This window comes from Pseudomonas sp. GL93 (assembly GCF_003408955.1).
In the GTDB taxonomy this organism is placed as follows: Bacteria; Pseudomonadota; Gammaproteobacteria; order Pseudomonadales; family Pseudomonadaceae; genus Aquipseudomonas; species Aquipseudomonas paracarnis.
This window is the reverse complement of record NZ_NKRF01000119.1, coordinates 59,118-77,176: the sequence shown is the minus strand read 5'-3', so window position 1 is coordinate 77,176 and position 18,059 is coordinate 59,118. Positions and strand designations below refer to the sequence as shown.

At 62.2% G+C, this 18,059-nt stretch carries 14 protein-coding genes, 1 tRNA gene and 1 pseudogene; 13 read left to right on the top strand and 3 right to left on the bottom strand.

The features are described 5' to 3' along the window. The first annotated feature begins 95 nt into the window (after positions 1-95). The 3 genes from CER19_RS25055 (at position 96) to CER19_RS25045 (ending at position 1,104) form a co-directional block, all read left to right on the top strand. Positions 96-509: a pilin gene (locus CER19_RS25055; protein ID WP_116668369.1), complete on the top strand. Its 414-nt coding sequence runs from the start codon at positions 96-98 to the stop codon at positions 507-509. Positions 510-573: 64 nt separating this feature from the next. Further along, positions 574-649, top strand: a tRNA-Thr gene (locus tag CER19_RS25050). A 149-nt stretch (positions 650-798) separates the two neighbouring features. Next, positions 799-1,104, top strand: a complete 306-nt coding sequence (locus CER19_RS25045; RefSeq protein ID WP_034126255.1) for a DUF6388 family protein — start codon at positions 799-801, stop codon at positions 1,102-1,104. A gap of 170 nt (positions 1,105-1,274) precedes the next feature. Here CER19_RS25045 and nadC read toward each other — a convergent pair whose 3' ends face one another. Beyond that, complete coding sequence (nadC, locus tag CER19_RS25040) at positions 1,275-2,123, bottom strand: carboxylating nicotinate-nucleotide diphosphorylase (RefSeq protein WP_073523961.1); 849 nt, start codon at positions 2,121-2,123, stop codon at positions 1,275-1,277. A 244-nt stretch (positions 2,124-2,367) separates the two neighbouring features. Here nadC and CER19_RS25035 point away from each other — a divergent pair, with 244 nt between their 5' ends. The 6 genes and pseudogenes from CER19_RS25035 to CER19_RS25015 all read left to right on the top strand — a co-directional run bounded on the left by CER19_RS25035 (position 2,368) and on the right by CER19_RS25015 (position 8,822). Then, positions 2,368-4,515 (top strand): DUF1631 domain-containing protein, encoded by a 2,148-nt coding sequence (locus CER19_RS25035; protein ID WP_116668368.1) that lies wholly within the window; start codon positions 2,368-2,370, stop codon positions 4,513-4,515. 61 nt (positions 4,516-4,576) lie between these two features. Continuing rightward, on the top strand, positions 4,577-5,140 hold the full coding sequence (gene ampD / locus CER19_RS25030) for a 1,6-anhydro-N-acetylmuramyl-L-alanine amidase AmpD (protein WP_116668367.1): 564 nt from the start codon (positions 4,577-4,579) through the stop codon (positions 5,138-5,140). Next, on the top strand, positions 5,137-5,973 hold the full coding sequence (gene ampE, locus CER19_RS25025; protein ID WP_116668366.1) for a regulatory signaling modulator protein AmpE: 837 nt from the start codon (positions 5,137-5,139) through the stop codon (positions 5,971-5,973). Before ampD ends, ampE begins: the two co-directional genes overlap by 4 nt. A gap of 297 nt (positions 5,974-6,270) precedes the next feature. Then, positions 6,271-7,362: pseudogene (locus CER19_RS29495) on the top strand (methyl-accepting chemotaxis protein); the annotation flags it as partial. Next, positions 7,339-8,268 (top strand): methyl-accepting chemotaxis protein, encoded by a 930-nt coding sequence (locus CER19_RS29490; protein WP_371921563.1) that lies wholly within the window; start codon positions 7,339-7,341, stop codon positions 8,266-8,268. The pseudogene CER19_RS29495 and the gene CER19_RS29490, both read left to right, overlap by 24 nt. Positions 8,269-8,393: 125 nt before the next feature. Continuing rightward, positions 8,394-8,822 carry a hypothetical protein gene (locus CER19_RS25015; RefSeq protein ID WP_116668364.1) on the top strand — a complete coding sequence of 143 codons (429 nt, stop codon included), beginning with the start codon at positions 8,394-8,396 and terminating at the stop codon, positions 8,820-8,822. Here CER19_RS25015 and CER19_RS25010 read toward each other — a convergent pair. Next, positions 8,769-9,545 (bottom strand): TatD family hydrolase, encoded by a 777-nt coding sequence (locus tag CER19_RS25010; protein WP_116668363.1) that lies wholly within the window; start codon positions 9,543-9,545, stop codon positions 8,769-8,771. The genes CER19_RS25015 and CER19_RS25010 overlap by 54 nt on opposite strands. A gap of 2 nt (positions 9,546-9,547) precedes the next feature. Beyond that, positions 9,548-10,543 (bottom strand): catabolite repressor/activator, encoded by a 996-nt coding sequence (gene cra / locus CER19_RS25005; protein ID WP_014716882.1) that lies wholly within the window; start codon positions 10,541-10,543, stop codon positions 9,548-9,550. Positions 10,544-10,827: 284 nt separating this feature from the next. On the opposite strand from cra, the gene ptsP reads away from it, so the two are divergent. The 4 genes from ptsP (at position 10,828) to CER19_RS24985 (ending at position 18,051) form a co-directional block, all read left to right on the top strand. Further along, on the top strand, positions 10,828-13,686 hold the full coding sequence (gene ptsP / locus CER19_RS25000) for a phosphoenolpyruvate--protein phosphotransferase (RefSeq protein ID WP_116668362.1): 2,859 nt from the start codon (positions 10,828-10,830) through the stop codon (positions 13,684-13,686). After that, positions 13,687-14,607: a 1-phosphofructokinase gene (gene pfkB, locus CER19_RS24995; RefSeq protein WP_116668361.1), complete on the top strand. Its 921-nt coding sequence runs from the start codon at positions 13,687-13,689 to the stop codon at positions 14,605-14,607. 11 nt (positions 14,608-14,618) lie between these two features. Further along, a complete protein-coding gene (locus CER19_RS24990; protein WP_116668360.1) occupies positions 14,619-16,328 on the top strand; it encodes a PTS fructose-like transporter subunit IIB in 1,710 nt (569 codons plus the stop codon). Positions 16,329-16,509: 181 nt separating this feature from the next. Continuing rightward, positions 16,510-18,051 (top strand): alkaline phosphatase, encoded by a 1,542-nt coding sequence (locus tag CER19_RS24985; protein ID WP_116668359.1) that lies wholly within the window; start codon positions 16,510-16,512, stop codon positions 18,049-18,051. The last annotated feature ends 8 nt before the right edge of the window (positions 18,052-18,059 follow it).

Genomic DNA, 18,059 nt, shown 5'->3' with positions numbered 1-18,059 from the left:
CCATGGACTGCGTGGGGATGAGTACACTGACGCCGTTGCACACTGCGGGGCGCAGGACGCGCCTTGTCATGGTTCTATTCTGGAGAGTGAAAGAGATGCGTCAAAAAGGGTTTACCTTGATCGAGTTATTGATCGTCGTGGCAATCATCGGCATTTTGGCCACCATCGGTCTGCCCATGTACACCAAGCACCAGGCCAAGGCCAAGTTCACGGCGGGGTTGGCTGAAATCAGCGCTCTAAAGGCTGGCTACGAGGACGCTATCAACCAAGGTACCGTGCCGACCCTGGCCCTCATCGGGGGCACAAGCCCTACCGCCAACTGCACCATCGAAGTGACAGGCGATGTGGCCTCGGGCGCCGGTACCCTGCGTTGTGAAATCCTCGATGCGCCCGCGCCCGTGCTCGGCAAGACCATCACCTTGACCCGCAGCGCCACCACCGGCTGGAGCTGTGCCACCACGGTAGAGCCGCAATACGCTGCCAAGGGCTGCGGCGCCCACGGCGCGTGACAGTCGCCGGGCGGTGAGCGAGCAAGTTGCTGCATGCCCAATGCAGTGCTAGCTTTAGCCCACCGCCCGTGTAGCTCAGCCGGTAGAGCAGCGCACTCGTAACGCGAAGGTCGCAGGTTCGATTCCTGTCTCGGGCACCACAGGCACCACTGTTTCAACGGCAATGTTTTCAGATGATCCCAGAATGGTTCTGAAGGCCAGGTGAGCCGGGCATTTGCGCCCGCTCTTTTGTATCTGCCCAACCTTGAAGACCCAGATGCATCCCCATTCCTCGATCTAAGAGAACAACATGACCACGACTGAGATGACCCAGGAAGCACGGCACGAACAAGCGCTCAAGCACTACCTTGAAGCGACGCCGCAGCTTAAAGAAGAGATCAAGGACCTGAGTGCCGACGATCAGCGCGACCAGATTCAGTGGGCATTTGAAGATGAGGCCGAGAGCCAGGGCTACCAGCCTTGGGAGCTGACCCTCAAGTACACCTCGACACCCGAAGAGTTCGAAGCCGCGCGGTTGGCCTTGCACAAAGAGGCCGCCGAAGTGCTGGGTGTCGATTGGGACGAGTACTGCGAGATGAATAACCTCGTCGTCTAAGCACGGCGGGCTTGTTGTGGCGAGGGAGCTTGCTCCCGCTGGGCTGCGAAGCAGCCCCAAATTGGGTGATCGAAATACGTCAGGTGTACGTCGATGAACGGTTTGGGAGCACTGCGCACTCCAGCGGGAGCAAGCTCCCTCGCCACAATCGCCCGGCCCTGCATGGTTTCTTAGATACTCAGGCGCATCGACAGGTCCACCGCTTTCACATCCTTGGTCATAGCACCGATGGAGATGTAGTCCACGCCGGTTTCAGCGATAGGCAGCAAGGTGGTTTCATTGATCCCGCCGCTGGCTTCCAGCTTGGCCTTGCCTGCGTTCAGGCGCACGGCTTCGCGCATGTCTTCCAGGCTCAGTTCATCCAGCATGATGATGTCGGCACCCGCCGCCAGGGCTTCGCGCAATTCCTCCAGGCTTTCCACTTCGATTTCCACCGGCTTGCCCGGGGCGATCTTGTGGGCGGCGGTGATCGCTTGGGCAATACCACCGCAGGCGGCGATGTGGTTTTCCTTGATCAGGAACGCGTCATACAGCCCGATACGGTGGTTGTGGCAACCGCCGCAGGTCACCGCATATTTTTGCGCCAAGCGCAGGCCCGGCAATGTCTTGCGGGTGTCCAGCAGCTTGACCTGGGTGCTGGCGACAAAGTCCGCCAAAAATTGCGCACGGGTCGCAACCCCTGACAGCAATTGCAGAAAATTCAACGCGCAACGTTCACCACTGAGCAGCGAGCGGGCAGGGCCCTCAAGGTGGAACAACGCCTGGTTGGGGCTCACCCGTTCACCGTCAGCCACCTGCCAGTGCACGGCAACCCGTGGGTCCAGTTGACGAAACACTGCATCCACCCACGCCGTGCCGGCGATAACAGCCGCCTCACGGGTAATGATCGTGGCCTTGGCCAGCCGTTCGGCCGGGATCAACTGCGCGGTGATGTCACCACTGCCGATGTCTTCCAGCAGTGCGCGGCGCACGTTGGCTTCGATTTCGGCGGTGAGGTCGGCAAGACGGAGGTTCGGCATAACAGGCTCCACAAACAAAGTGCCTCGATTATAGGGCCAGCATGCGTTCTAACCCAGGCTCGCCACTCATTTACCGCACAAAGTCAGAGTGGGCTGGCGCAACTGCCCTCGTTTGCAAGATAATCTCGCGCCTTGCAATTGGCGTCATAGCTTTGACGTCTTGGTGGTGAACGGGATGTTTGCAGTGCCTGCCGGGCCTGCGCCCGTCTTCCACCTCTCAAAACCGCCGTTTCAGGAGGCCAGGATGCACAATGACGGGAAGGTGGTGCCTATCAACAGGGCACAGGCCACGCCATCGCCGCTCGCGCGCCTGCCGGTGGTGTTGCTGCAGGTGCGTGACAAGGCTGCACAACAGCTGCAACAGGGGTTGCAGGAACTGTTCGATAACGCCGACGACACCCTGTTCGAAATGGCCGAAAAGGCCCGTAGCACCGTCGACCATCATATTTTTTTCGAGGCCATGCGCGACCTGCGCCTCAAGCGCAAGAACTTCGAGCGCGTGTTCATGGAGCAGCTGTTCGTGGCGTTCGCCAACCTGGGCCAGGCCCGGTGCAGCGGGGCACACCTGGTGCCGGTGGTGTCTTATGAGGCGGTACCCGGCACCAGCGCGGATGACGTGGAAAAAGCCGTGGCCCTGGAGGCGATGCTCGGTCGGGTTCGGCATCGTGATGGCTTGGCCCTGGGGCAATTGAGCGCGCGCATGAGTGAACTGCTCGGCAGGCGCCTGGATGATCCTGAAAACCCCTTGGGTCCGGCGCGGCTGTGCGAGTTTTTCCTGCAAGCAGGGCGCAGCCTGGGGGTGGAAATCCGCGTCAAGCTGGTCATGCTCAAGCTGTTTGAGAAATACGTGCTCAGTGACGCCGACCTGTTGTATGGCGAGGCCAACCAATTACTGATCGCCACTGGCGTATTGCCGGAACTCAAGGCGGTGCCGTCCCGTCGAGCCGGCGGGCGTGCGGCCCGGGAGCACCAGCATTGCACCAGCCAAGCGCTGGCCGACCCGCCGCTGGATAAAAGCGGCCAGCAAGCGTTCAGCGCCTTGCAGAAGTTGCTGGTAGCCGTGCGTGGCAGCGTGGCTCCGACCCTTGAAGCCAGTGCCGAACCGCAACCCATTGCCACCCGCGATCTGCTGCGGCTGCTGTCGCATTTGCAACAGTATGTACCGGAGCCGGAGAGCGAGGACGATTTCGACCTGCGCAACCAGCTGGAGCAGTTGCTCACCCGGGTCAGTGTCAAAAGTGGCAAGTCGCGGGTATTAGAGGAAGCAGACGAAGATGTGATCAATCTGGTCGCCATGCTGTTCGAGTTCATGCTCGATGACAGCAGTGTGCCGGACGCTTTCAAGGCGCTGATCGCTCGCTTGCAGATCCCGCTGCTGAAAGTGGCGGTGCTGGACAAGAGCCTGTTCAGTTGCGCGGAGCATCCGGCGCGGCGCTTGCTCAATGACATCGCGAGCGCCGTCATCGGCTGGAGCCCGCCCCATGACCACCCACGGGACAACCTCTACCTGTGTATCGAGCAACTGGTACAGCGTTTGTTGAATGAGTTCGTCGAGGACCCGGCGATTTTCACCTCGCTGCTCACCACGTTCAGTGCGTTTACAGCTCAAGAGCGCACGCGCAGCGAGCAACTTGAGCGACATACCCGTGACGTCGAGCAAGAGCGCCTGCATATCGAGGTGGCGCGCCAGCGTGTCGCGCAGGTGCTCAATCGGCGGCTCGCGGGCAAAACCTTGCCGCAATCGGTGCTGCAATTTGTGCAGCAGGCCTGGAGCCAGGTGCTGTTAGTGGCCGTTCTCAAGCACGGTGAACAATCGCTGCAATGGCAAACGTCGCTGCGTACCCTGGATGAGTTGGTCTGGAGCGTGGGCCTGCGTGAAGACACCGAAGCGGGCCGGCGTTTGCTTGAGCAATTACCTGGGCTGCTCAAGGCATTGCGTGGCGGGTTGGCCGGTGCGGCGTTCGATCCGTTCAGTACTCGCGAGTTTTTCCTGCGGTTGCAGGCCATGCATGTCGAGCCGCTCGACAGCGAGGTGCTGGTGGAAGTCCGTGAGCCTTTTGCCCTGTGGGCTGGCCCGCCGGCTGCCGACGAACCATTAACCTCTGATGACCCCGACCTGCTCAAGGCCCAGCAGTTGCGAGTCGGTGACTGGGTAGCGTTGCAGCAAAATGAAGCCGGTAACCTGCGCTGCAAGTTGACCGCAATCATGCCGCCCGCCGATACCTATATTTTTGTCAGCCGAGCGGGCCTCAAGGTGCTGGAGAAAAGCGCGGGCCAGTTAGCCCTGGCATTCAAGCAGGACGTCCTGCACACCTTGGACGATGGCCCGCTGTTCGAACGTGCGCTGGCCGTCGTGGTGGGCGACCTGCGGCAACTCAATCGCGGCAAGTGATCGCAACCGCAGGGTGGAACGCGGCATACTGGTCACACCTCGTCTCACTCAAGGAGCCTGTATGCAGTTGGACCCCGCCAGCGGTTGGTGCCAGGGCATTCGTCATTGCCCTTCGCCCAACTTCAACGAGCGCCCTGAAGGCGAAATCTCGCTGTTGGTGGTGCATAACATCAGTTTGCCCCCGGCGCAGTTCAACACCGGCAAGGTGCAGGAGTTTTTCCAGAACCGCCTGGATATATCAGAACATCCCTACTTTGAAGGGATTGCCAGCCTACGGGTGTCTGCGCATTTTCTGATTGAACGTGACGGCACTGTGACGCAATTTGTTTCGTGCCGTGATCGGGCCTGGCATGCCGGTATTTCTGTCTTTGAGGGGCGCGAGGTCTGCAACGATTTTTCTCTGGGAATCGAGCTGGAAGGCACGGATGACCTACCGTTCACCGATGCCCAGTATGCGGCGTTGATCGACTTGGCACGCCAACTGTTGGCCGCTTACCCCGCGATCACCCATCAACGTATTTGTGGTCACAGCGACATCGCTCCGGGGCGCAAGACCGACCCGGGCCCCGCTTTTGATTGGATGCGCTTTCGCAGCGCCCTGCAGGATGGAGGACACGAACGATGAGTTTCCTGGTGTTGGTGCTGGCGGTATGGATCGAGAAGTTCTCGGCCTTGCGCCTGCGGTTGCAGCGCGACGGTGGATGGCTGCGTGAGCTGGCCAAGCTGGAATCGAGTCCGCGCATGGGCCAGCGGCCCTGGTTGATCCTGCTGGTATTGGTGCTGCTGCCGGTGGCGTTGCTGGCGTTGTTGTTGCTGGTCCTGGAGCCGGTGGCCTATGGCCTGTTGGCATTGCCGGTGCACTTGCTGGTGGTGATCTACAGCCTGGGCCGTGGCGATCTATTGGCAGGGCTGGGGCCGTTTCGCGATGCCTGGCGGCGCGGTGACCTGCAAGCGGCCGAGCATGTGGCCGAACGCGACCTCAAGCTTGGCGCCGACAGTGGTGAGCAACTGCTGGAGCGTGTCCAGGGCTACCTGCTGTGGCAGGCGTATCAAAGCTTTTTCGCGGTGATTTTCTGGTATTTCCTGCTGGGCCCGGTGGCCGCCCTGGCGTACCGCCTGTTGGCGCTGGCCAGCGAAAACAGCCAGAACCCCTTGGTGGCCGAGCGCGCCACGCAATTGCGCCACGCGTTTGACTGGTTGCCGGTACGCCTGCTGGCGGCCAGCTTTGCCTTGGTGGGCAATTTCGTCGGGGTCAGCCGGGTGATGCTCCACGAACTGCTGAGCTGGGACATCAGCGCTGCCCAACTGATGGACAAAGTCGGCCTGGCCGCCGCGGAAATTCCTCCCCCCGTGGTGGGGGCCGATGGCATCAACAGCCTGGATCGCCTGTGGGAGCTGCTGCTGCGTGCGGCGGTGCTGTGGTATGCCGGGTTTGCCATCTGGACGGTGTTGCCCTGATGGTAGGAGCGAGCTTGCTCGCGAAAAACGTCAACGATAACGCGTGCTTCCTGAATAAACGCGGCGTCGTTAAGTTTTTCGCGAGCAAGCTCGCTCCTACATGGCGTTAGGGCTTTCCCCTTGCCACATTTGGCCTCCAGACACGCCGTTAACCTTACGTTACAAAACTCCCTTTCGAATTGAGCTATACAGATAGAGCGCCAAATAGTGGCTATCTGCCGCCGCCCTGCGCCTCAATAAAAATAAAAGAAGGGGAGGTCACCTGTGAAGAGCTTGCTCTATCCCGCCGTCGCGCTGATGAACCGCCTGAGCTTCGGCATGAAGTTCAGCCTGATCAGCGTGCTGTTCCTGCTGCCGATGCTGGCGACCAACTATTACCTGGTGCGCGATTCGTGGCGCGAATACCAGGGCACCCGCGTCGAACTGCAAAGCCTTGACCTGCTTGGCAGCAGCCTGGCGTTGCGTCGCGAGCTGGAAACCCTCAACAACCAGGTACAGATCAACGCCACCCTCGGCCAGTCTGGCAAAGCGGCAGACCTGGAGACCAGGATCAGCGCCTTGGAAGCCAGTGTAGTGGAGCGCTTGCAGGGCTTGCGCGCCATCGCGACCCAGCCCGAGCACGTTGCCGTCTTCGACAGTAAGCGCGATGAGCTGATCGCTGCGTTCAAGGCTCAGCAACAGGAAACCTCGTTGCTCAACAAGGCGGCGTTGATCGGCAAGTTACTCAACCAGGCCCAGATGTTCAGCCAGATTATTGCCAGCCAAGCCGGCTTGAGCCGTGATCCGCAAAGTGATCTGCGCCAGCTCAGTGACCTGGTCACCACCGTCACCCCTCAAGTCACCCAGGCCTTGGGTGAAGGCCGTGCGATGGGCGCGTATTCCCTGGGGCAGGGCTTTATCAATTCGTCCTCCAGCACCCGTTTTGACGAACTGCTGCAGCAGCTGGAAAAACTTCATGGTGAATATGGCCTGAAGCTGCAGGACGCGCTGGGCGCCAGCCAGGCCGCGCACGCCGCCCTCGACGTCTCGGCGCAAGCCAGCCAGGCGAGCCTTAAGCAAGGCAGTGAATTTTTCGAAGAGCAGGTGGTGATGGCCGAGACCCTCGACGCGCCTTGGCAGGGGTTTTATGACGGCGTCAGCCAACTAATGGCCAAGACCTATCAGTTGGATGACGCCACCCTGGCGTTCCTCGGGCAGCAGTTGCAGCAGCGCCTGGCGCAAAACCGCCTGCACATGGTGTTGCTGATCGTGGCCCTGGCGGCGGTGTTTGCGCTGATTTTCTATCTCTATGCCGGTTTCTTTGTTTCCACTCGCACCACCTTGCGCCGCCTGGGGGCGATGATGGACAAAGTGGCGGCGGGGGACATGACGGTCACCTTCGTGGCTCAAAGCCGTGACGAACTAGGGGATTTGGGCCAGGTGTTCAATGGCACCGTGGCCAAGATTCATGACCTGATCGAGCGCGTTGGGCATACGGTCAGCCAGGTGGAGTTGCAGGCCGGCCAGGTGCAGGCGGTGTCGGCACAGAGTAACCAGGCGGTGTCCGGCCAGCGTAGCCAGATCGAACAAGTGGCGACGGCAATGAACCAGATGTCCGCCACCGCCCAGGAGGTGGCGCGTAGCGCGGCGGCGGCGGTCAGCAGTGCCCAGAGCGTCAATGATGAAACGGTCACCGGGCGTGCGCTGGTGCAATCCCAGCAAGGCGGCATCGCGCGCCTGGCGGCGGAGATCGACGAGTCGGTGCGGGTGATCAACCAACTGGCTGCCGACAGCCAGTCCATCAGCAGCGTTTTGGAAGTGATCAAGAGCATTGCCGAGCAGACCAACCTGCTGGCGCTCAACGCGGCCATCGAAGCCGCGCGCGCCGGTGACCAAGGGCGCGGGTTTGCGGTGGTGGCCGACGAGGTGCGCACCCTGGCTCGGCGCACCCAGCACTCCACCGAGGAAATCGAGCAGATGATCAGCCGCTTGCACAGCGGCGTCGGTGCGGCGGTGAAGGCCATGGGCAGCAGCCATGAAATGGCGAATGGCACGGTGGGGCAGTCGGAAAAAGTCCAGCAAGCCCTGGAAAATATCCTGGGAGCGGTCGGGATGATCGTCGACCAGAACCAGCAGATCGCCGCCGCCGTGGAGCAGCAAACGGCGGTCGCCCAGGACATCGACCAGAATATTGTCGAAATCAACCGCGCCGGCGAACATGCGGCGCAAGGCGCCCAGCACACGGAAGCGGCCAGTCGGCAGTTGGCAATCCAGGTGGTTGAGTTGAAGCAATTGATTGGTGCGTTTCGGGTGTAGGGAGGTTCTGAAGGATGTAGCTACCGACCCTGTGGTCGATGTCTTGATTTACCTGGGCATGTTTTATCGCGGCGTGAATAGGTGAAAATTTATTTCATCCGTCACGGTCACGAGGAGACAAAACGATGGCCGCTGCAATCGGTATCAAAGGGCATTGCGCCCAGTGCGACATGACGTTTGAACTCAAGCCTTGGCAACTGAATGCCATTGCCATTGATGTGCCGTTTGACTGTACGTATTGCCACTGCGGTTTGCAGTTGGAGTGCGTCAAGCAGTTGCGCCAGTTCAAGGCCCTGGACCAATGGGCGCTGGTACGTCCGAGCATGATCATGCTGACATGCGTGACCTTGCTGGTGGCCTTGTTCGCTGAATGGTTGGGGCTGCTCAGTGTGATCGGGCAACTGAACGTTTCGCTGGTCGCCGTGCTGATCCATTTGCTAGTGGTGCGCTATGCGCGCCATCGACAGACAATGATCTTGAGGTTGCAGGTGATCAGTCCGCTACCAGTTGAACAGCTCGCACGCATTGCGTGTGCTCGCCTCAGCCAGCAATAGAGGGCGGGTGCCCATGCGCTCGGCCAGGGCCGTGCAGATGTCTGGCAGGTGCTGCGGGCTATTGCGCTGGTTGGGGTACATGGCCGGGGCCATATCCGGCGCATCGGTTTCCAGCACCACGGCGTCGAGTGGCAACTGCGCCAGTACCCGGTGCATGCGCAACGCCTGGGGCCAGGTGGCAGCGCCGCCCAGGCCCAGTTTGAACCCCAGCTTGATGTACTCGCGCGCCTCTTCAGCGCTGCCAGCGAACGCGTGGATGATGCCGCCTCTGGGCACGCGGATGCGCTTGAGGGTGGCAATCACGGCGGCGTGGCTGCGGCGAACGTGGAGCAAGGCCGGCAGTTGGAAATCCACCGCGAGTTTCAGCTGGGCTTCAAATAACTGTTGCTGGCGCTCGTGGTCCAACTGTTCGAGAAAGTAATCCAGGCCAATTTCGCCCACGGCGCACAGTTGCCGGTGGCCATGCAGGCGCGTCAACCAGTCGCCCAGCTCCAGCAGGTCTGCGGGGCGATGCTCATCGAGATACACCGGGTGCAAGCCGAAGGCGGCGAACAAGCCTTCGTCCTGTTGCACCAAGTCCCACAGCCGCTGCCAATTTTTCTGGTACACCCCCAGCACCACCAGGCGCCGCACGCCGAGTTCACGGCTGTGGGCGAGGACGTGCGGGCGATCCTGGTCGAAGTCCTCGAAGTCCAGGTGCGTGTGGGTGTCGATCAGCTCCACGCTCAGGCCTCGTGGATACGCTGCTTGAAGGTCCGGCCAATCGCATGCACGCCGGGTTGGTACTGTTCTTCTTCAATGGCGGCCAGGGCCAGGCGCAGGGCGGTCTCGGCAATCAACTGATGTTGCTGGGCCATGGCGTTGACCGGCAGCGGGAGGAAATCCAGCAACTGGGTATCGCCGAAGGTGCCCAGGCGCAGGGGGCGTGACTTGAGGGGGAAGTCATGCAGCGCATCAAACACGCCTTGCAGCAGTACGTAGGAGGTGGTTACCAGCGCGTCCGGCAGATGCCCCAGGCGTTGCAGCAGTTGCTCCATCAGCTCTCGGCCGCAGTCACGACTGAAGGCTTCGCCCTGTTCGATGATCACTTCGCCCGTAAAGCCCTGCAGCGCATCACGGAAACCGGCGGTACGTGCCTGGCTGATGCTCAGCTCGGGCCGCGCGCCAATCAGTGCGATCTGTTTGGGCAGTGGTTGCAGCAGGCTGCTGGTGAGTTGCCTGCAGGCCTGGTGGTCGTCGCTGACCACGGAGCAGAACTGGTTCGGCTCCATCTCCCGGTCGATGGCAATCACCGGCAGCCCCTTGGCCTGCAGCTCGCGATAGCTGTCATCGCTGGCCGGCAGGCAACTGGCGACGAACAGCGCATCGCAACGCCGCGCCCGGAACAGTTGCAGCAGTTGGCGTTCGCTGTCCGCTTCATCATCGGAGCTGGCGATCAGCAGTTGATAGCCCCGCGCCCGTGCCCCTTGTTCCAGCAGTTTGGCGATGCGTGCGTAGCTGGGGTTTTCCAGGTCTGGCAGGATGAACCCCAAGGTTCGCGTATGCCGGCTGCGCAGCCCGGCGGCTTGAGGGTTGGGGGTAAAGCCATGGGCTTGGACCACGGCACGCACACGCTCAACGGTTGCGTTGCTGATGCGCTGCTGTTCGGCCTTGCCATTGATGACATAGCTGGCGGTGGTAACGGACACACCGGCCAGACGTGCGATATCACTGAGTTTCAAACCGGGATTTCCTTGTTTTTTGGCGCTCGCCCCGACATTTTGTCCAATCGTAACCGATTCCAGCATTCGACCAATGTCCCACAGCAAGCGCCGAGTGGCCCTTCAAGCTTGCGCAATTAACGCGTAATCTGCCATAAATTCTAGATTAAACGTTTCAGCAAGCGTATTTTTACGATGTTCGCCACTGAGTGACTACTGCCAATTGACCGCTCAGTCAGTTAATTTTGAACCTATTTACCTACAACAATACCTAGTGCGCCCGTCGCACTAACTAGGAGAACGGCATGCTTGAGCTCACTGTAGAGCAGATATCCATGGGCCAGGTGGCTGTGGATAAATCTGCTGCCTTGCACCTGCTCGCTGACAAATTAGTGGCCGATGGCCTGGTTGCCGAAGGTTACCTCAGTGGCCTGCAAGCCCGTGAAGCCCAAGGTTCGACCTTTCTCGGCCAAGGCATTGCCATCCCCCATGGCACGCCAGAAACCCGCGACCAGGTGTTTTCCACCGGTGTGCGCTTGCTGCAGTTCCCCGAAGGGGTGGACTGGGGCGATGGCCAGATCGTCTACCTGGCGATTGGCATCGCGGCTAAATCCGATGAACACCTGCGCCTGTTGCAACTGCTCACCCGTGCCCTCGGTGAAACCGACCTGGGCCAGGCGTTGCGCCGTGCCGGCAGTGCCGAAGCCCTGTTGAAACTGTTGCAAGGCGCGCCCCAGGAACTGGCGTTGGATGCGCAGATGATCAGCCTGGGCGTGTCGGCCGATGATTTTGAAGAGTTGGTGTGGCGCGGCGCACGCCTGCTGCGCCAGGCCGACTGTGTGAGCAATGGCTTTGCCGCCGTATTGCAGCAGGTCGACGCGCTGCCCCTGGGCGATGGCCTGTGGTGGTTGCACAGCGAACAGACGGTCAAGCGTCCGGGCTTGGCCTTTGTGACGCCGGACAAGCCCATGCGTTACCTCGGCCAACCCTTGCACGGCCTGTTCTGCCTGGCGAGCCTTGGTGAAGCGCACCAGACCCTGCTTGAACGCCTGTGTGCCTTGCTCATTGAAGGGCGCGGCCAGGAGTTGGGACGCGCCACCAGCAGCCGCGCGGTGCTGGAAGTGCTGGGCGGTGAACTGCCGCCGGACTGGCCCAGCGCCCGCATTACCCTGGCCAACGCCCACGGGTTGCATGCACGCCCGGCCAAGATCCTGGCGCAGTTGGCGAAAAGTTTTGATGGCGATATTCGCGTGCGCATCGTCGACGGCGCGGTGGGTGCCGTGTCGGTCAAAAGCCTGAGCAAGTTGCTCAGCCTCGGCGCACGTCGTGGCCAGGTGCTGGAGTTTGTGGCCGAGCCGACGGTGGCCGGCGATGCACTGCCCGCCCTCTTGGCCGCCGTGCAAGAGGGCCTTGGCGAAGAGGTCGAGCCCTTGCCCACGGTGAGCGCACAGCCAGTGCAGGTTAACATCGAGCCCGTGCTCAGTGCGCCACTGAGCGGTAGCCAACTCCAGGCCATTGCCGCCGCACCGGGTATCGCCATCGGCCCGGCCCATATCCAGGTGCCGCAGGTGTTCGATTACCCGTTGCGCGGTGAGTCCGCCGCCGCCGAACGCCAGCGTCTGTACACGGCCTTGAGCGAGGTGCGCACGGATATCCAGGGCCTGATCGAGCGTAGCCAGGCCAAGGCCATCCGCGAAATTTTCATCACCCACCAGGAAATGCTCGACGACCCGGAACTGACCGACGAAGTCGACACCCGCCTCAAGCAAGGCGAAAGCGCCGAAGCCGCCTGGATGAGCGTGATCGAAGCCGCCGCCAAGCAACAGGAAGCCTTGCAGGATGCCTTGCTGGCCGAGCGTGCTGCGGACTTGCGTGACATCGGCCGCCGCGTGCTGGCCCAGTTGTGCGGCGTCCAAAGCGTGCAGGAACCGAGCGAGCCCTACATCCTGGTGATGGAAGAGGTCGGCCCTTCGGACGTGGCGCGTCTGGACCCGGCCCGCGTTGCCGGCATTCTCACCGCCCGGGGCGGCGCCACCGCCCACAGTGCCATCGTCGCTCGCGCCCTGGGCATTCCGGCCTTGGTCGGCGCTGGCGCTGCGGTGTTACTGCTCAACGCCGGTACGCCGCTGTTACTCGATGGCCAGCGCGGTCGCCTGCATGTGGACCCCGACGCCGCCACCCTGCAACGGGCCACCGTGGAGCGCGACAGCCGCGAACAGCGCTTGCAAGCCGCTTCGGCCCAACGCCATGAACCGGCGCTGACCCGTGACGGCCACGCCGTGGAAGTGTTCGCCAACATTGGCGAAAGCGCCGGGGTGGCCAGTGCAGTGGAGCAGGGCGCCGAAGGCATTGGCCTGCTGCGCACCGAACTGATTTTCATGGCCCACCCCCAGGCGCCGGACGAGGCCACCCAGGAGGCCGAATACCGTCGCGTACTCGACGGCCTCAATGGTCGCCCGTTGGTGGTGCGCACCCTGGATGTAGGCGGTGACAAGCCCTTGCCCTATTGGCCGATTGCCGAAGAGGAAAACCCCTTCCTGGGTGTACGCGGCATTCGCCTGACGTTGCAACGCCCGCAGATCATGGAAGCGCAACTGCGCGCATTGCTGCGTGCAGCGGATAACCGCCCGCTGCGCATCATGTTCCCCATGGTCGGCAGCGTGGATGAGTGGCGCGCCGCCCGGGACATGACCGAGCGCCTGCGCCTTGAGATCCCAGTGGCGGACCTGCAACTGGGGATCATGATCGAAGTGCCCTCAGCCGCGTTGCTGGCGCCGGTCCTCGCCAAGGAAGTCGACTTCTTCAGCGTCGGCACCAACGACCTGACCCAGTACACCCTGGCCATCGACCGCGGCCACCCGACCCTGTCGGCCCAGGCCGATGGCTTGCACCCGGCAGTCCTGCAACTGATCGACATCACCGTGCGCGCCGCCCATGCCCACGGCAAATGGGTGGGCGTGTGCGGCGAGTTGGCGGCGGACCCGCTCGCGGTGCCGGTGCTGGTCGGCCTCGGTGTGGATGAGTTGAGCGTGTCGGCCCGCAGCATTCCCGAGGTGAAGGCGCGGGTGCGTGAATTCAGTCTGAGCGAGGCCCAGGGCCTGGCGCAACAAGCACTGACAGTGGGTTCGCCCGCCGAAGTGCGTGCCCTAGTGGAGGCCGTGTAGATGGCGAATATTCTGACCCTGACGCTGAACCCGGCGTTGGACCTCACGGTACGCCTGGCGCACCTGCAACCCGGTGAGGTCAATCGCAGTGAAGCGATGCTCACCCACGCGGCGGGCAAGGGCGTGAATGTAGCGCAGGTGCTGGCGGACCTTGGCCATTACGTCAGCGTGGGCGGGTTCCTCGGCAGTGCCAACCCCCAGGCTTTCAATGCGCTGATCAAGCGCCGTGGGTTTGGCGATGCCTTCATCCGTGTCCCCGGCGAAACCCGGAGCAACATCAAGATTGCCGAACAGGATGGGCGGGTTACCGACATCAATGCACCGGGGCCGCTGGTGACTGAAGAGGCGCAAAAAGCGCTGCTCAAAATGATCGCGATGATTGGGCCGGAGTTCGATGCGGTGGTGGTGGCCGGTAGCTTGCCGCGCGGCGTCAGCCCGCAGTGGTTTAAAGGTTTGCTGGAGGCGTTGAAAGACCTGGGGTTGAAAGTCGCCCTGGACACCAGCGGCGAAGCGCTGCGCCTGGGGTTGGAGGTTGGCCCGTGGCTGGTCAAACCCAATACCGAAGAGTTGGCCGAAGCCTTGGGTAACGCCACCGATGCCATCAGCCGACTGCATCAGCAAGGCGTCGAGCATGTGGTGGTCTCCGACGGGGCCGCAGGCGTGACCTGGTACCGCCCAGGTGCGGCGCTGCACGCCACGCCGCCCAAGGTGGCAGTGGCCAGTACTGTGGGTGCCGGCGACTCGCTGCTGGCCGGGATGCTCCACGGTTTGCTCAGTGGCGACACGCCGGAGCACACCCTGCGCCGGGCCACGGCGATTGCCGCGATGGCGGTGACACAGATCGGTTTTGGCATCAGCGATGACGCGCAGTTGGCGCATCTCGAAAGCGGCGTCGCTGTGCGCGCGCTGACAGAACAATAAGAGGGTTTGTGATGAAGTTAGCCATTGTTACCGCCTGCCCGAACGGCATGGTCACCAGTGTGCTGTGCGCCCGCTTGTTGGACGCCGCCGCCCAGCGCATGGGCTTGCACACCAGTGTTGAAGTCGTCGATGTGCAGCGCCCGGAACGCCAGTTGTCCCAGGCGACGATTGATGATGCCGAGTGGGTGCTGCTGGTCAGCAGTACCCCGGTGGATATGCAGCGTTTTGTCGGCAAGCGCGTGTTCCAGGCCACGCCGGCCCAGGCGCTGGCGGACGTAGAAGGCGTATTGCGCCGGGGCGCTGAAGAGGCTCAGGTGTATGTCGCCAGTGACGCCCCGGTATTGGCGAAGAACGCGCCGCGTATCGTCGCGATTACTGCGTGTCCGACCGGGGTGGCCCACACCTTCATGGCCGCCGAAGCCTTACAGCAGACCGCCAAGCGCTTGGGCTACGACTTGCAGGTCGAGACCCAAGGCTCGGTGGGCGCCCGTACACCACTGAGCGCGCAAGCCATCGCCGAGGCAGACGTGGTGCTACTGGCGGCGGATATTGAAGTCGCCACCGAGCGGTTCGCCGGCAAGAAGATTTACCGCTGTGGCACCGGCATTGCCCTCAAGCAATCCGAAGCCATCCTCAACAAAGCCCTCGCCGAAGGTGCGGTGGAAAGCGCGGCCAGCGGTGCACCGGCCAAGGCCGAGAAAACCGGCGTCTACAAACACCTGCTCACCGGCGTGTCGTACATGTTGCCGATGGTGGTGGCGGGGGGCTTGCTGATCGCCTTGTCGTTTGTGTTCGGCATCCATGCCTTCGAACAGCCCGGCACCTTGGCGGCGGCGCTCAAATCCGTGGGTGACCAGGCGTTCCTGTTGATGGTGCCGCTGCTGGCGGGCTACATCGCCTACTCGATTGCCGACCGTCCTGGGCTTGCGCCCGGCATGATCGGCGGGCTGCTGGCGGGGACGCTGGGGGCTGGGTTTATCGGCGGCATCCTCGCCGGTTTCGTCGCCGGGTATTGCGTCAAGCTGATCAGCCGCGCGGTGCAACTGCCCCAGAGCCTGGAAGCGCTCAAGCCGATCCTGATCATCCCGTTACTGGCGAGCCTGTTTACCGGCTTGGTGATGATCTACCTGGTGGGCCCACCGGTCGCTCGTTTGCTCACGGGCCTGACGGATTTCCTCAGCACCATGGGCACCACCAACGCGGTGCTGCTGGGTATTCTGCTCGGCGGCATGATGTGCGTGGACTTGGGCGGGCCGATCAACAAGGCGGCCTATGCGTTCTCGGTTGGCCTGCTGGCCGCGTCGAGCGGCGCGCCGATGGCCGCGACCATGGCCGCCGGCATGGTGCCGCCGATTGGCATGGGCATCGCTACGTTCCTGGCCCGGCGCAAGTTCGCCCAGACCGAGCGCGAGGCCGGCAAGGCGGCGATGATCCTGGGGCTGTGCTTTATCTCCGAAGGCGCGATTCCCTTCGCCGCCAAAGACCCGCTGCGCGTCATTCCAGCCAGCATCGCCGGTGGTGCGTTGACGGGCGCGCTGTCGATGTACTTTGGCTGCAAACTCGCCGCGCCCCATGGCGGGTTGTTTGTGCTGGGGATTCCGAATGCGATGAACCATGCGTTGTTGTACTTGTTGGCGATTGTGGCGGGCAGTGGGTTGACCGGGTTGGTGTATGCCGTGCTCAAGCGGCCGGAAGCGGCCGAGCTGGCCGTGACTGCCTGACCAATACCCTGTAGGAGCGAGCTTGCTCGCGAAGAACTCAACGGCGCCGCGTTCATTCAGCAAGCCCGCGTGATCGTTGACGTTTTTCGCGAGCAAGCTCGCTCCTACAGTTGGATCCTGTCATCTGCGCTTCATCCCATCATGTTTAAGTGGCCCTTTTGATACTCAAGAGGGCACCTGCATGAGCCACTTCGATCTGGGTCGCCGCCGTGTGATGCAAGCCGTGGGCGCTGGCCTGTTGTTGCCGGGCCTGGCGCCGGCGGTGATCGCTTCGGTGAAGGACCGACCGCAACTCACTGACGGCGTGCAATCGGGCGACCTGCAGGGCGATCGCGCGATGATCTGGAGCCGCAGCGACCGCCCGGCGAAAATGGTGGTGGAGTGGGACACTCGCAGCGTGTTCAGCAACCCGCGCCGATTCGTCTCGCCCCTGGCTGATAGCCGCACCGACTTTACCGCCCGTGTCGAGCTCACCGGGCTGCCGGTCGACCAGGCGATTTTCTACCGCGTGCACTTCGAAGATGCCCAGAGCGGCGTCGCCAGCGAGCCTTGGTTCGGCCACTTGCGTAGCGTGCCGCAACAGCGGCGTGATATCCGTTTTGTGTGGAGCGGCGACACCGTCGGCCAAGGCTTCGGCATCAACCCGGACATCGGTGGCATGCGCATCTATGAAGCCATGCGCCTGCGCCTGCCGGACTTTTTTATCCACAGCGGCGACACCATCTACGCCGACGGCCCGGTCCCCGCGCAGCTCACCACTGAAGGCGGGCGCATCTGGCGCAACATCACCACTGAAGCCAAAAGCAAAGTCGCCGAAACCCTCGATGAATATCGCGGCAATTACCGCTACAACCTGCTGGATGAAAACGTACGCCGTTTCAATGCCGAGGTGCCGCAGATCTGGCAGTGGGACGATCACGAGGTGATCAACAACTGGTCATCGAGCAAGCAGTTGGATGAGCGTTACCAGACCCGCGACATCAACACCCTGGTGGGCCGTGCCCGCCAGGCCTGGCTGGAATATTCACCCATGCGCCGACAGAGCGCCGACGGTGGCGGGCGCATTTATCGCAAGCTCAGTTATGGGCCGCTGCTGGATGTGTTTGTGTTGGATATGCGCAGCTATCGTGGGCCGAATGACGACAACCTGGGCGCTGAAAAACCCTTCCTCGGGCGTGAGCAGTTGGACTGGCTCAAGCGCGGGCTCAAGGCATCGCAAGCGCAGTGGAAGGTGGTCGCCGCCGACATGCCCATCGGCCTGGGCGTGCCCGACGGTGAAGTCAGCCCCGGCGTGGCGCGTTGGGAAGCGATCGCCAATGGCGACCCTGGCCCGGCGCAAGGGCGTGAGCTGGAGATCGCCGAACTGCTGGGGTTCCTGCATGAGCACAAGGTGCGCAACCACGTGTGGCTGACGGCCGATGTGCATTACTGCGCGGCGCATCACTACCACCCGGACCGCGCGGAGTTCCAGGATTTCGAGCCGTTTTGGGAGTTTGTAGCGGGGCCGTTGAATGCCGGGAGCTTCGGGCCCAATCCGCTGGACAAAACCTTTGGCCCGCACGTGGTATTCCAGAAGGCGCCACCGGCACAGAACACCTCGCCGTTTGCGGGCTTTCAGTTTTTTGGTGAAGTGCAGATAGATGGGCAGACGGCGGAGTTGACGGTGATGCTACGGGACTTGGACGGGGTTTTAGTGTTCGAGCAAAAACTGCAACCGGCCTGATCGTTCCC